We start from the raw sequence: 14,818 nt of genomic DNA, 5'->3' as shown, positions 1-14,818 counted from the left end.
ATTGCCTATCTGTAATAGCTGCCCCTGTAAACAGCGGTATTGCCGGCACCGTCCGTAACCCGGAGCTCCACCTCGTGCCGCCTGCCCGTACCGCACACCTCGTCATCGAAATAGTGGTAAAGCATCCCGTGCACCGTATCGTGTTCGAGCATCACCCACTCTCCGTCCACCGTCGCGGAATAGGAGGCGACGCCGGAAAAATCGTCGCTTATACGGAAACCGATGCGCCGCTCGCCGGACATATCGGTTCCCGACCTGAACGATGGCGTGACGGTCGGGTTTACCGTATCAGCCGCGGCACACCATATCCCGAAGAGGGAAGCACGCCCCGTCACGGCACCGTCGGCATATTTCGCCGGTGCGGCGGCAAGCCGCCCCTTATCGGTAAGACGTGCAATGACCACCCGTTCGCGCAGCTCTTCCGGCACGTCGGCCCGGAAAGAGAGTGTCACGGGAGCCTGCAAGGGTACCGACGCATCATGGACGGCATAGAAATCCGACAGGATATGCGTCCCTTTTCCCACCGTCACGGCAGGCCGGCCGGAGAGTTTCTCCTGCTCGTAGAACAGCGATTCGTAAAGTGCGCCGGCAGGAATGGTGACCTTGAGCCCGTCCGTCGTCCGGGAGTAGTGACGCCGGAAATCCACCGCCTCGGCATCGGTCGGGATACTGACCGTCGCAGCGGCGGCCGAGGGGTCATACGTCACGGGGAAAGTCAGTACGGCCGTATTGCCGCTGTCGTCCTCCACCTCGATACGGACCTCGTCGATGCCCGATGCGGGGTCTATCAGGCCGCGCCCCACGGCCCGAGGGTAGAAAGGCATCGCCCCCTCGTTCAGTACGGCCAGGCGGAATACGTCGTTGGAGGTGGTACCGTTCAGCACGTAATCCGACAGCACCTTGGCAAAATGGTTCTCCCCGAAAGTGAAGCCGTCCATCAGATATTCCAAACGCGTTTGGCCATCAACCGAAAGTACGATGCGGTAGGTAGCCATCGAGCCGCTTACATCGTTCTTCCTGTCCATCGTCTCCACGCAGAAATACCCCCGGCCGGGCAGTACCATGGGAGCCTCCAGCGTATAACGGGCACCGCTTCCTCCGATTGCGGCAGCCCTTCCCGCAAGCGTGTGCACCGGGACGCCCATGAGCGTATCCACCAGATAGTAGCTGACACCAAATATCCGGGGCGGCAGGTCATCTTTCACTCGGTAATATCCCCTTGCAATAGGGTTCACCGTCCGCTGCGAGGCCCCTTCGCGTATCTCGAAGTGGAGATGCGGGCCGAACGAGTTGCCCGAATTGCCCGACAGGCCGATGACTTCGCCCCGCTTTACGGGGAAACGACCCGCCTCGGGAAAAAGGTCGATGTCGTTGCGTTGCTGCCGGTAACGCTCACTGCGCACGTACGCCTCCACCTCCGGAGTAAATTTACTGAGATGGCCGTAGACCGAGATATTGCCGTCCGGATGCGCCACATAGACCACATTGCCGTAACCGTAAGGCTTCACGCCAATACGGTAAATCTGTCCGTCCTCGACGGCAAGCACCCGCTTCCCCTCGACGCCCCCGGTACGGAAATCAACGCCCGAATGGAAACGGGTGGAACGAAGCTTCCCGAAATTGGAAGAGCTTTGCAGTACCGGCATATCGAGCGGCTTTCCATAATCCTGTGCATGCGCCGTACCGCCCTGCAACGCCGCACAAACCAAACACACGCCCACCGACAGCCGCAGTCTCCGGCATCCGGTCCGAACCATCTCTTTCATACGCTCCCTCGTTTCGGCCGCCCCATTACGAAGCGCTCCCTGCTTATATCGTTTCAACATACGGTTTCCTTTATTCCGGAGTGCGCCTTTATCACCCGCAACACTCCCGACAGCCTGCCGGACAGACCGCGAACAGCTTCCGTCCCGACAACCGGCGGCACCTTCTGCCAGAAAGCAGCCACATCCGCCCCATTCGGAACAATATCTGTCACTCCTCCTCTTCCTCCGCTCCCGTCCGTGCGACGGCCCGCGAAGCCGCCTCTACCACAATATCGTAATCGTAACCGCGCGAGAGGCCGAAACGGACGAGTTTCCCCTTCACTTCATATGCCGTGCCCGACACGCTCCGAAGTTTCCGGTCGAGCAGCTCCTGCAGTCGGTCGGCCACGGCGCCGGTTTCGTACTCCCGCACAACGGCCTCTTCGACAAGGTCGGACGGTATTCCCTTGGCACGGAGTCCCGCCCGTATCTTGTGCACGCCCCATCCCGCCAGCGAGGACTTTTCGCGCACATAGGCAGCGGCGAAGCGACGGTCGTCGATGAATCCCGACTCGCACAGCCGATGCAGTATCCGTTCCCTATCGGCTTCGGGCACGTTCCACCGACGCATCAGCCGCAGCGCATCGCCGCTGGAACGCTCCGCCCGGGCAGCATAGCGCATCAACCCTGCCAGCGCCTCCTCCGCACTTTTGGCCCGCTTTCCGTGGGGCCCTGCCTCCTCTTCCTTCTCCTTCATCGTTCACTCCTTCACACACCGTACCATCCTCGGCTTGCCGTTCATATCGTACCGGCACTCCACCCCGACGAACCCCTGCCCCGACAACAGCTTGCAAACGCCGCAGGCATAATCTTCGTGCACCTCGAAAAAGAGCCGGCCTCCGGCATCCAGCAGCCGGGCGGCCTTATGTCCGATTTCCCGATAGAAAAGCAATGGGTCGGCGTCCTCCACGAACAGTGCCCCGGCGGGCTCGTACAACCGCACATTGTCACGCATGGAGGCATACTCCGAGCGGGGAATATAGGGCGGATTGGATACGACGACATCGTAACGGTGCCGCGGCAGCAGTCCGGCGAACGTATCGTACGGCGCCGTCGCATCGGCCTGTACGAAATGCACCGTTGCGCCGTTCACGGCCGCATTTTCCGCCGCAAAAACCAGCGCATCGGGCGAGATGTCCGCCGCATCGACCGTCGGGGCGACAAGCAAACGGGAAAGCGCGACAGCAATGGCCCCGCTGCCCGTCCCGATATCCAGCAGACACACTCCCGCAATACCGGCACAGTCGGCCGCAATCCACTGCACGAGCTCCTCAGTCTCCGGGCGAGGTATCAGCACCCCCTCCCCGACACGGAACGGCAGACCGTAAAATTCCGTCCGTCCGGTCACATACTGCAACGGGACATGCGCTGCAATCCGCCGACACGCCTCCTCCAGCACTCCTTCGTCAGCCACGGCCTCTGCGCCGGGGTCGGCCACGGCCTCCGCCCGCGAGAAGCCGCAGAAACATTCGGCCACCTCGAACGCAATGGCACGCGCCTCTCCTGCCGTATAGGCATCGGGCACGGCACGCCGTACTCTTTCCAACACTTCCCTGCGTTTCATTTCCCGTCAAAATTACGCAAACGGCACCTAAAATCCAACCGTCCGTCCCTGGCCGGAACCACGTTCCGCATCGAACCGTTTCCCGTCCGACAGATGCCGCTTGCCCATCCGCTTTTTATCACTACTTTTGCAGAAACACGAACGGCCATGCCCAGGCAACTCACACCGGAAGAGCAGCAAATCATCCGCCAGACCGAAAAGGAGGGGGCGGAACTCGCCGAACGGGAACACGACGGCAAGGGGGCGAACAGCGTCATGCGGCGCATCGCCGGCATCCTGGTTTTCGCCGCCGTCTTTCTCCTCTTCGCCTGCATCGCCTACTTCGTAGTCAGCAGCACTACCCACTGAAACGACAGCTCCCCTCAATCATCACATCACAGCGAAAACGGCACGCAAAGATTGCGTGCCGTTCCGTGCTTTCATCCGACGCCTCCGGTCACTCATACTGTCCGGAACGCAATGCCTGCACCTCCCGCGGCGTCAGGAAACGCCACTCGCCGCGCTTGAGACGCTGTTTCGTCAGTCCGGCGAAATAGACACGGTCGAGCTTCGTCACCTTATAGCCCAGATGCTCGAACATGCGCCGCACGATACGGTTGCGCCCGGAGTGTATCTCGATACCTATTTCCGTCTTCTTCGTCCCCACGTAGCTGACCGCATCGGCATGTATCTCTCCGTCGTCGAGCTCGAATCCCTGCACCAACGCATCCATGTCGGCATGCGTCAGCGGTTTATCCAACGAGACCTGATATACCTTTTTCTTCTCGAAAGAAGGGTGCATCAGTTTCTTGGCCATATCGCCGTCGTTGGTGATGAGCAGTACGCCGAGACTGTTCTTGTCCAGACGTCCCACCGGATATACCCTCTCCCGGCAGCCCTCTTTCAGCAGCTCCATCACCGTCTTGTCCGCATGGGGGTCCTCCACCGAAGTCACATATCCCTTGGGTTTGTTCATCACGATATATACCTTGCGTTCGTTGCGGATGACGTTCCCGTTGAAACGCACCTCATCCTGCTGCGACACCTTGGCTCCGAGTTCGGTCACGACCAGTCCGTTGACCGAAACCACACCCGACTGGATGAATTCGTCCGCTTCACGGCGCGAGCAGATACCCGACATGGCGATATAACGGTTGAGCCGTATCTTATCCTCGATAACCGGCGCCGGAAAAGTCGGATAGTTCTCCGAATTGTACTTGGGCACCCTGGGGCCCCGCTGACCGGCCGGACGACGCCTGTCGTTCGGCCGGCCGCCGGAAGCACCGCCGCCCTGAGTTCCGTAAGGTTTGCTGCCGTACCCTTTCCTGTCCCCCGTACCGCGTTCGCCGTAAGGACGCTTGCCGTCGCCATAACGCCGTTCGCCGCGTTCACCTTCGCCGTGACCGTACCGCGGGGCATAACGCTCCGGACGCCCCTCCTGCGAACGGTCGTTCCCGTAACGGCTGCCTCCCTCGAAACCGCCTTCCGGTCTGCGGTATCCGCCGCTCCGGCGCTCGCCCCCCTCCGTATCGCGGGAGGAGTCGTAACGGTTCCGGCCAACCGGCCGGTTGTACTCATCGAAATTGGGATTGTAGGATTTGCGCCTCGCTGCCCCTTCGCCGGACGGTCCCTGCGGACGGCCGTCGGACGGATAAGTCCGAGTGTCGTAACTGTTCCGGCGGTAACCGGAACGGTCAGAGCTACCACCTTCGCCTCGCTGCTCGTATGGCGCCCGCTCGCGCGGACGGTAGCCGCCCTCCGTTCTGTTGCGGTTGCGGTCATCACCGCTTTCCCCCCCGTAACGCCCCGAACCGGCATAACCACTGCCGCTCCGGTACTCCTGCGGACGCCGGTGCTCTCCGTCGTAACGGGCCCCCTCGGCGGGTTCGTGTCCCTCACGCCGGTAATCCACCTTTTCAACCGGCCTCGAAGTCGTTATCCGCGTCCGCTTGTCTTTTGCAAATGCCTTATAAGCAGGCTGTCCCTCCTGCGAGCCATCCGTATCTTCCCGATGAGGACGGCCGTCACTGTTTCCGAAATCTTTCATTATTTAAGTATTAATGCCATACGGACAACAAATGTAACGCATTTTTCATACATTTACACCTGTCATAAAATTTGTTCATCATAAAACGTCCATGAGATATAATTTCGACGACATCATCGACCGCCGGGGCAGCGGATGCGTCAAATACGACGACCTTTCGGCCTTCGGCAATGCAAATGTCATACCGCTGTGGATAGCCGATATGGATTTCGAAGCTCCGGAGTTCATCTGCCAGGCGATAGCGCGCCGCGCCGCACACCGGGTATTCGGCTACGGCATGCGTACCGATGCCTATTACGCTGCAATCACGAACTGGGTGGAACGCCGCAACGGTTGGCACATCGACCGCGAATGGATAGATTTCACGCCGGGTGTGGTTGCGGGGTTCGTCTTCGCCCTACGGGCCTTGTCGGCCGAGGGCGACGGTATCGTCATCATGCCTCCCGTCTATCCTCCGTTCGCCGCCCAGATAAAAGCCAACGGCCGGCGGGTAGTGGAAAACCCGCTCATTCCCGAAAAGGGATGCTACCGGATAGACTACGACGACCTAGACCGCAAACTGGCAGAGGCCACGGTACTGCTCTTCTGCAATCCACACAACCCCACCGGCCGCGTATTCACTGCGGAGGAGCTGCGCAGAGTAGCCGACCTGTGCCGGAAACACGATGTCGCGATAGTGAGCGACGAGATACACTCCGACCTGATATTCGCTCCCTGCCGCCACACCCACATCGCTTCGCTGTGCGCCGAAGGACAGCGGTGCATCACGCTCATCGCCCCTACAAAAACCTTCAATATCGCCGGGCTTTCGACCTCCGCGGCCATCACGCCCGACCCCGCCGCCCGGGAAGCGCTGCGGACGGAACTGGGCAGGTACCATGTCGACCAGGGCAACATCTTCGGCACGGCGGCGCTCATCGCCGCCTACAACGAAGGCGAAGAGTGGCTCGGCCAGATGCTCGACTACGTACACGGCAACATGGAATTCACCGTCCGGTTCCTCGCAGAACACCTTCCCGAAATCAGGACCGCCATTCCCGAAGGCACCTACCTCATGTGGCTCGACCTGCGGGGCCTGGGGCTGGGACACGAGGAACTGCTCCGTTTCATGGCCCGGGAAGCCGGTGTAGGACTCAATGACGGAGCAGCGTTCGGGGTACAGGGCCGCGGTTTCATGCGCATGAACATGGCGACCTCCCGTGCCCTTATCGAAACGGCACTCCTCCAGATAGAGGCAGCATGGCGGAGCAGGGAAAACCGGCACTGACGCGTGCGTCCTTCAACACACTGTGCGTGCTTAAAAGCATCCCGCCCCACACGAAGATACGGCGCGCCGCCTACGGTACACCGCATGAAACACCGGCTGCAGCAGACCGCCGGGACTCAAAATACGGCACACAAAAAAATTACAGGAATATTGCCTTCCCTCTTTGCAAATTCGGAAATACTCCTTATCTTTGTGGCGCTTTTAGGAAACTCCGGTTCCTGTAGGCAAATACGATGCTTCTTTAGCTCAGTTGGTAGAGCACGACACTCTTAATGTTGGGGTCCTGGGTTCGAGCCCCAGAGGGAGCACAAGCCACTTCCGTTGGAAGTGGCTTTTTCTATGGCATTCGCTCCTGTTCTTGTTCCTGTTTCCCTACCGGCTTCGGATGGAAAATCAGAATACCATCGACTGCATTCCAACCGACGCTTTCGCAAAGATTCAGTTCCACCGGAATCTTCGCATCCGAGATGCGCTCCCTACCCGATGCACAGTTTGCTAATACATACTGCTCCCCCCACACCTATTACAAGATATGAAAATGATTCCGTATCTTGTCAGCCCAAACCCGGAGATATCTTTACCCGGCCTGCAAACACGAACAGAAAACGCGGTTTCTCTACCCGGCCGAGCCGGTCGGTACGGATTACCCGCCAAACGCATGGCCAACTGTTTGAAGAAATAGATACCGTAAAAAACGGTCAGCATAACCGGGGATACGATACGAAAGGAGTTCATACCGAATGTCCGTCAAAAACGAATTACCCGAAACGAGGCGCTTGCGTCCGGATGTTACAAGGCCGAAAAACGGCTGCTATTCCACATCCGGCATACGGAAGACGGAGAAATGTACGCTGCCGTAGGTACGTACCTGCAGCAGGGCGGGATGCCCCTCGAACGACCGCTCCTTGGAGTGTTCGAATATCAGCAATCCTCCGGGGCACAGCAGCTTCCGTTCGAACACAAGTTCCACAACCTGTTCCGACCCTTCGAGGTCATACGGCGCATCGGAGAATATCACATCAAACCGTTTCGATGCGCTCTTCAGGTAAAGAAAAGCATTGGCTCTGACGGCATAGAGGTTCTCCATACCGAAAGCCGCAGCCGTCCGGCGGATAAAATTGTGATGCACCGCATTGACCTCCACCGAGGTGACACCCGCCGCACCGCGCGAGATGAATTCATAACTGATAGAACCCGTCCCCGAAAAGAGGTCGAGCACTTCGGTCCCCTCCAGGTCGATGAGATTGCCGAGTACATTGAACAGGTTCTCCTTCGCAAAATCCGTGGTAGGACGAGCCCTCAAATTACGCGGAGGCTTTATCACCCTGCCGCCGAATCTACCGCCTACGATTCTCATAGTACCGCATGAAAATGTGTTACACAAATGGCCGCCGCATGGGCACGTCGGATACCACTGCGCCGCCCGAAACCAAAAGGCGGAAACTTCAGATAGCCGCCACCCGGCCGAAATACCTTTTCAACGTATCCGTATAACGCACGGGCCGGTCGCCGTAAATATACAGGGAGATATTACGCTCCCCGGCGGCAAGTTCCGACAGATAATAGACCATATCGGCCGCACCGTGCAACGGATAGACCTCCGCAAGCGACAATTCGCCTGCCGTGCCGTACCGGGAGATGTAGACATTCTCCTGTGTCGGATAGACCACGAAACAGTCGCCCGAAGCCTCCGTCCGGCGGAAAGCCGCCATGCTCTCGTGAAGCGGGGAGTACCACGCCGCCCGATGACCGAGCCTGTCCGCCAACCACGATGCGACACCCGTATCGACCGGAAATAGGGCACAGACGCCCCCATACGCCTCCGTCCGGACAGCCTTCATGTCCGGTGAAAGATGCACCCCCATCCGGGCGAGCCACTCCGCCGGCACGGCATCACCGACCACCGCATCCGGCACGAAAACGGTATCGGCCGTATCGGCAAAAAGCCGCACCCTATCATATGTATCGATACCGCTCTTCTCCGCAAATGCGTCGAACGCCGCTGTCATCTGTTCGCGCCGGCTCCCCCCGGGGGCGAAATACGCCTCCATCGAGACCGTCCCCGCACCGTCGCCGTCCGAAGCATAAAAAGAAAGTCCACCCTGCCGGAGCCGAATGGACAATATCTTTTGCACCGGACGGGTACTATTCCCAGTTACCCGCATCGTTGGTCGCACTGGTCATCGAACCCACCTTGATACCCGGATAGTCGTTGAAGGTATTCTCCCTTTCGTCTATCAGGTTGATGAGCTCCTGTCGGTTGAGGTCGGCAAGGAATGCCTTGTAAGGAGCGCGGCACTCGAACACCTGTACCGTCACGCCCGATTCGGTCTTCAACTGACCGGCTTCGAGGATGAACTCCATGCCGTCGGTATAGGGAATGTACCGAATCATCTCCACCTTTTCGGGCGTCATCTGCTTCGAGCCGAAAATGGTATCTATGACAGCCACCTTGAAAGTCTCCCTGCTGACAAGCCCGCGGGCTACGGCCACCGAGTCGTCCGCCGAACCGAAAGCCTTCTCATAAACCATGGAGTCGTTCAGCACGAAATTGATGAGGCTGTCGAAATTGCCGGTATAGACCTGATTCACCTGTTTATAGGCCCTTTCGGCGGTACGGATATCCTTGATGCGGTCGATTACGGCCGCAGACCTCGTTTCCACCTCCTTCTGGAACTTGAGCGGAATCGTCAGCTGGCGATATACCACGAAAGCGAGGAACACTATCACAACAGCGAGCACAATCTGGATAACTTTTTTCATCTCTATATTTTTAATTTTTAAGTTTGTAACGCGTAAGGCAGTAAAAACAGGATTACAAGCTAATATTTCGCAATGTTAAACGAACATATCGCGTCTCAAATTTACGCGAATTTTGCATTTGCGCCAACACTTGGACAAAAAAAAATCATCGAGGCGCTGGCCTCATGGCTTTCCGATGCCGATACCGAACGCATCTTCATCCTCAACGGATATGCTGGAACGGGCAAGACGTCCATCATTGCGGCGTTCGTGGCGACACTTAAAAAGTTGAGGATAAAACCCGTAATGCTCGCCCCTACCGGACGGGCGGCGAAAGTCATGGCGCGCCATACGGGACTCGGCGCCTCCACGATACACAAGAAAATCTACCGGCAAAAAAGTTCAACAGACCCCGAACCGGGGTTCTCGCTCGACTTCAACCGCGAAAAGGACGCCTGTTTCATCGTCGACGAAGCCTCCATGCTCTCCGCCTCCGCCGATGCGGGCTCTCCCTTCGGAAGCGGCTCGCTGCTCGACGACCTCTTCCGATATGTCCGGCAGGGTACACGCTGCCGCATCCTCTTCGTGGGCGACGATGCCCAGCTGCCGCCGGTAGGACACGACCGCAGTCCGGCGCTCGACCCCGATTTCATGGCAGCATACGGTGCGGTGGAGTACGGCACGCTGGACGAAGTGATGCGCCAGAGCGACGATTCGGGCATCCTGTTCAACGCCACCATGGTGCGGTGCATGCTGGAGGCGGGCATCACGGAGCCTCCCCTCTTCGAGATGTCCTATCCCGACTTCCGGGCGATAGACGGCGGGGAGTTCCTCGAAAAGGTGGAGGAGTGCTATTCCCGCTACGGACGCGAAGAGACCATCGTCATCACCCGTTCCAACCGGCGGGCCAACCGTTTTAACGAAGGCATCCGGCGCCATGTGCTCTTCGCCGAGGAGGAGATAGAGTCGGGCGACATGCTGATGGTGGTGAAGAACAACTACTACTTTACGGAGCGGGAGGAGGAGCCGCATATGGATTTCATGGCCAACGGCGACACGGCCCGACTGGTCAAACTGCGGCGTTTCGAAGATTTCTACGGCTTCCGCTTTGCCGAGGCCCGGCTCAGCTTTCCCGACTACGACGACTACGAAATCGAGTGCAAAATCCTGCTCGACACCCTCGCCTCCGAAGCCCCCGCGCTGACGCACGAACAGGGCAATGCGCTCTTTTACGCCGTCAGCGAAGACTACGAACACATCAGGAGCAAAGCCAAACGCTACAAGGAAGTGCGCGAGAACCCACACTTCAATGCCGTACAGGTGAAGTTTGCCTATGCCGTCACGGCCCACAAGGCACAGGGCGGAGAGTGGAAGGCCGTCTTCATCGACCGGATGCTCTTCGGCGACGAACCCATGAGCCGCGACCTCATGCGCTGGCTCTACACCGCCCTTACCCGTGCGAGCGAGCAGGTCTACCTCGTGAATTTCGACGAGCGATTTTTCGGAAACGGATGACCGACGCTCCGCTGCCGTCGTACGGCAGTCCCGCCGGAACGACTCGCATCGTCCGAACGCAGCAGTCAACCTCTTCCGTTTCCGTCCGGCACACCGCAAACCGGGCCGCAGGCACTCGCAATATGTACCTGCGGCCCGGAAAGCCTGTCATGTTTCCCAGCCGGTATCAGGGCTGTGCGTGCAGGTCGAAAACTCCTTCGTACGAACCTGCAACCTTATAGCCGGCATCGCTGACGAAATCGAATACAATCGTATAGGATTCACCGCTGCGGGTTACGGTAGCCGTACCCGTACGGATACAAGCCTTGTCGGTATAGTCACTGTCCTCCAACCGTACATACCAGCTGCCGAACGGGAAATGGAACGCTCCCGATTCCTGGCCGTACTCGATATCGCCGGCCCTCGATTCCGATGTCTCTTCGGAATAGAGGGCAACCGTATAGATACCGTCCGGAATATAATATTCGTTGTCGTCATTGGCTGTTATCGGCTCGGTGTAGAGATAGAGATTCAGCCGGTCGCCCGTACCCTTGTACGGTTTTGCCGCATTCTGATATTCGATGCCGTCGCTCCAGAATCGAAGGTCCCAACGAGTTACCGGTTCGTTACGGTTTTCGTTGTTGGGATATACGACAGCATACCCGTTGGTTAACGTTCCGAAATCGACATCCTCTTCGAGCGTGCTGAGGAATTCGGGCTTGCCCTCCTGCGTCACGGGAATCTCGAACGGGCCGATACCCTCTGCATTCGTGGTGACCACCACTCGGGCGGTACGCGGGTCGGGCGACTCGTTCCGGTTCTCGTCGATGCGCATTTTAATAAGGTTCACATTATCGCTTTTATAGGTATCCGCCGTCAACCAGCCGGAAACGGTGCCTTCATCATAGACGGTCTTCACATTCCATTCGATGTTTACGGCCGTAACGTCTATCGAATAGCTGTCGCGTCCTGCGTAGTCAAATACGAACCCCTCTTCGGGCAGTTCTCCCCCTTCATAGGACATCGAGAAGGAGGGGGGCAGCACCTTAGCCTCCTGCGTCACGCGGATGGCCTTCGGACCTGCCGACTCCGCACTCGGCGTCAGGGTGACGTTCGCCGAACGTTCCGCCGTGTCGGGATTGTCCTGCACCGTGACGGTCAGCGTCGTCTCCCCTTCGGTACCTTCCGTCGCAGAGAGGGTTATCCACTCTTTGGCGGCGTCCTCCACCGCGGCGCTCCAGGTCATCCCCTCGCCCGAAGCGGTCACCTTCACGCTCTGGCCTGCGGCGCCCTCGGCCTCGAAAGTCAGCGCCGCCGGGTCCACCGTCAGCGAATAGACCTCCGGAGTCTCAGAACCGGCCTGCGTGACGGTTACGCTCTTGGCCTTCACGTCGTCGTTGTTCACGGGCTTGACGGCGATGGATGCGGTACGCTTCTCGGCCGTCGGATTCTTGGCTACCGAAACCAGCAGTTTTCCGGCCGTTCCATCGTCCACGGTAATCCAGTCGGCCGACGAGGGAACGGTATATTCCCACTCCACGCCGGTAGCGGTCACGGTAATCTCCTGCGGAGTCGTATCCTCCGCACCGAAGGCGAGCGACGAGGGGGATACTTCGAGCGATGCGGTGGTTGACTCACCGTCGGTCGGCGAGCAGGCTGCGGCAAGCAGGCAGGCCGCTGCAATGAACAATATTTTTTTCATGTCGTTTTTGTTTTTACATATTTACTAAGGCTACGGCCGTTCCGGTAAGGATGCCGTTGCCCTCGTCGTCATACATTATATTATTTCGCGAGGGGCGGTGCGATGTACCAACTGACATAGGTAGTGCCTCCTGCCGATGCTATGGGCATGGAACCGATGAGGTATTTGCCGTCGGGCGTTACATAATCGATGAAACCGGTATCGGAGATGATGATGCCATAGGTGTCATAGACCCAGTCGGCCATGCTGCCGAGGTCGGTACCCGTATTCAAGTCATATACATGACAGGAGGTGATACCCAGGCTGCCGATGCCGATGAAGGCGATGCCATCGTCGGTCACGTGCAGACCGGTAGACTCGCCGTAGTCACTGACGATAGTGGTCGTCTCGGTCTCGGTGTTGTAGAAAGCCGCTGTCTGGGAGGTAACGAAACTTATCCGGTCTTCGGACGGCTCTTCAGTACGGTACGAAGTGGCAATCCACTTGCCGTTGGGGCTGATTTTGGTATTATTGGCAGTGCAGATGCAGCCGTAGACCTTATGGGTTGTGTACTCGGTGCCGTCGCCCATCTGCATGGTGATTTCGGTGACTTCCCTGACGTCTTCGCCGACCCACTTCGGCTGTGCGGTATTTTCGCCATCATTTACCCAATAGAGCATGCCGAAATCGGAGTTCTCCCACGAGGTACCGTAGATGATTTCGCCGTTTGCGGAGATGCCGCGGGCCATACCGCCGTACCACGGCTCCTCATTGCGATAGTTCAGTTCGGGCCAGGGAAGTTCGTGCGGTACACCGTCTATCCACAGCAATGCTTTGCCGGGGGTAGGGTCCTCAAACACTTTACCGTTTATCGCATATCCCACCCAGTATTTACCGTCGGCCGAAATATTACTGATTGTCGGTTTGCCGGTAAAGCCTGCCGGGGACTCGGGATGGGTGATGTTGCCCTCCGTATCGATGACAATCATGCCGCCGTTGGAACCGTCATGGATGAAGAGCTGGCCCTGGTCGGAGATGCACATGTTGTCTGTCATGTAATAGACTGCTTCGGGGAAAGGGCCGAACTCATAGACTTCCCCCGTTTCGAGATCGGTGATGACGGGCGAATACTGCCAAGAGTCGTCCGGCGCGATAGAAGGAACGAATCCGCCCACGTATTTGCCGTTGGGCGACATGGCACCTCCCGACTGATAATTTAACATCTGGCGGTAACGGGCGAACGCGCTGTCCTTCGGAAGCTGGTTCACTGTTATCGTCTGCAAAGCCTGCCCCGCGGCGATAGTAACGGCGGTACTGCGTTCGGCACCGGTGTCGTTGTCATCGACGGTCAGGGTAAGAATCTTGCCGTCTTCACTCTTCTCCACTTTGACCCATGTGGCATCGGGAGTGGCTTCGTATGCAGCGGGCGAAGTCCTGACAGTGATTTCGAGCGGCTGGTTGCCCTCGCCGAGGAACGAGCAGGCCACCTGACTCAGATTGACGTAATGGAACGTCTCTTCCGTTTTGGCACATCCTTCTAATAAGGAGAGTGTCAGTATCGCCGCGGCGATACCCATAGTGAAAAGTTTTTTCATGGTGTCGGTAGTTTTTTGATTTCGTAAAGGGAAAAGCCTTTTGAAACTTCCATCCTTCATGGACAAATATAGAAATAAAAATATATAATAACTTATGCGTGTTAATAATATTGCATAAAAATTTTTAACACACACTCATATAACTAATTTAATATTTTATTAGATATATGCGTTAATTACCACAACAAATCACACGGTATTTTACATTTCATATGTAGGTAAAAAGCAAGCCGGCCTCTGCATGAGGCCGGCCGAAGCGGCTGCCGACCTATCGTTTACGGGAAAACGGTACCTGCGGAACGTTCTCCGATTCCCATGCTGGCAGCCTTCCTAAGCGCCCTTCGGACGGCCCGGCGACACTGGACCTCGGCGAAGGAATCGAACGCCACGTCGCCGTATGTTTCGCCGCTGCGTATGACCGTCATCACCCTCTGCCAATACAGGCCACGCCCTTGCCAGAAAAAATTCCGGCCCATGCAACAAAACGAAACTTCCGTGCATCTATAATTGAAAATAACCGAAACCGACACGACCTATGGGCAAAACGACTTTCATCACCCTGCTTGCAGGGCTGTTCCTGCTGCACGCACCCACGACGCAGGCGCAGGACCCGAAAAGTACCGCGGCACAAACTTCACGATAGA

The 14,818-nt window shown here is 57.7% G+C and carries 12 protein-coding genes and 1 tRNA gene; 4 read left to right on the top strand and 9 right to left on the bottom strand.

Going from position 1 to position 14,818, the window contains the following annotated elements:
- Window positions 1-5: 5 nt before the first annotated feature.
- The 3 genes from BQ5361_RS02295 to prmC form a co-directional block, all read right to left on the bottom strand.
- Window positions 6-1,826 (bottom strand): M23 family metallopeptidase, encoded by a 1,821-nt coding sequence (locus tag BQ5361_RS02295; RefSeq protein ID WP_081976766.1) that lies wholly within the window; start codon window positions 1,824-1,826, stop codon window positions 6-8.
- Between the two features lie 148 nt (window positions 1,827-1,974).
- A complete protein-coding gene (locus tag BQ5361_RS02290) occupies window positions 1,975-2,502 on the bottom strand; it encodes a regulatory protein RecX (RefSeq protein ID WP_035471696.1) in 528 nt (175 codons plus the stop codon).
- A gap of 3 nt (window positions 2,503-2,505) precedes the next feature.
- Window positions 2,506-3,369: a peptide chain release factor N(5)-glutamine methyltransferase gene (gene prmC / locus BQ5361_RS02285; protein WP_035471693.1), complete on the bottom strand. Its 864-nt coding sequence runs from the start codon at window positions 3,367-3,369 to the stop codon at window positions 2,506-2,508.
- A gap of 147 nt (window positions 3,370-3,516) precedes the next feature.
- Between prmC and BQ5361_RS02280 the strand changes: the two genes are divergently transcribed.
- Window positions 3,517-3,717, top strand: a complete 201-nt coding sequence (locus BQ5361_RS02280; RefSeq protein ID WP_035471691.1) for a hypothetical protein — start codon at window positions 3,517-3,519, stop codon at window positions 3,715-3,717.
- An 88-nt stretch (window positions 3,718-3,805) separates the two neighbouring features.
- Here BQ5361_RS02280 and BQ5361_RS10270 read toward each other — a convergent pair whose 3' ends face one another.
- Window positions 3,806-5,395 (bottom strand): pseudouridine synthase, encoded by a 1,590-nt coding sequence (locus BQ5361_RS10270; protein WP_074021959.1) that lies wholly within the window; start codon window positions 5,393-5,395, stop codon window positions 3,806-3,808.
- A gap of 91 nt (window positions 5,396-5,486) precedes the next feature.
- Between BQ5361_RS10270 and BQ5361_RS02270 the strand changes: the two genes are divergently transcribed.
- Window positions 5,487-6,662, top strand: coding sequence for a MalY/PatB family protein (locus tag BQ5361_RS02270; RefSeq protein ID WP_035471689.1), 1,176 nt, complete (start codon window positions 5,487-5,489; stop codon window positions 6,660-6,662).
- Between the two features lie 235 nt (window positions 6,663-6,897).
- Window positions 6,898-6,970 (top strand) — tRNA-Lys (locus BQ5361_RS02265).
- A gap of 503 nt (window positions 6,971-7,473) precedes the next feature.
- Here the strand turns inward: BQ5361_RS02265 and BQ5361_RS02255 are convergent.
- The 3 genes from BQ5361_RS02255 to BQ5361_RS02245 all read right to left on the bottom strand — a co-directional run bounded on the left by BQ5361_RS02255 (window position 7,474) and on the right by BQ5361_RS02245 (window position 9,425).
- Complete coding sequence (locus BQ5361_RS02255) at window positions 7,474-8,019, bottom strand: RsmD family RNA methyltransferase (RefSeq protein ID WP_035471687.1); 546 nt, start codon at window positions 8,017-8,019, stop codon at window positions 7,474-7,476.
- Window positions 8,020-8,107: 88 nt separating this feature from the next.
- Window positions 8,108-8,797, bottom strand: a complete 690-nt coding sequence (locus BQ5361_RS02250; protein ID WP_074021958.1) for a DUF3822 family protein — start codon at window positions 8,795-8,797, stop codon at window positions 8,108-8,110.
- 10 nt (window positions 8,798-8,807) lie between these two features.
- Window positions 8,808-9,425, bottom strand: coding sequence for a hypothetical protein (locus BQ5361_RS02245; protein ID WP_022063411.1), 618 nt, complete (start codon window positions 9,423-9,425; stop codon window positions 8,808-8,810).
- A 72-nt stretch (window positions 9,426-9,497) separates the two neighbouring features.
- On the opposite strand from BQ5361_RS02245, the gene BQ5361_RS02240 reads away from it, so the two are divergent.
- The gene (locus tag BQ5361_RS02240) at window positions 9,498-10,919 is read left to right on the top strand and encodes an ATP-dependent DNA helicase (RefSeq protein ID WP_071424902.1); all 1,422 of its coding nucleotides are present in this window, start codon (window positions 9,498-9,500) and stop codon (window positions 10,917-10,919) included.
- 166 nt (window positions 10,920-11,085) lie between these two features.
- Here the strand turns inward: BQ5361_RS02240 and BQ5361_RS02235 are convergent, their stop codons facing one another.
- Both BQ5361_RS02235 and BQ5361_RS02230 read right to left on the bottom strand, forming a co-directional pair.
- On the bottom strand, window positions 11,086-12,600 hold the full coding sequence (locus BQ5361_RS02235; RefSeq protein ID WP_035471680.1) for a BACON domain-containing protein: 1,515 nt from the start codon (window positions 12,598-12,600) through the stop codon (window positions 11,086-11,088).
- 80 nt (window positions 12,601-12,680) lie between these two features.
- Window positions 12,681-14,174, bottom strand: a complete 1,494-nt coding sequence (locus tag BQ5361_RS02230; RefSeq protein WP_035471677.1) for a BACON domain-containing protein — start codon at window positions 14,172-14,174, stop codon at window positions 12,681-12,683.
- Window positions 14,175-14,818 lie beyond the last annotated feature (644 nt).

The organism is Tidjanibacter massiliensis (assembly GCF_900104605.1).
Classification (GTDB): Bacteria; Bacteroidota; Bacteroidia; order Bacteroidales; family Rikenellaceae; genus Tidjanibacter; species Tidjanibacter inops.
Note: the sequence above shows the minus strand (reverse complement) of the source record. Positions and strands in the feature narration are given on the sequence as shown.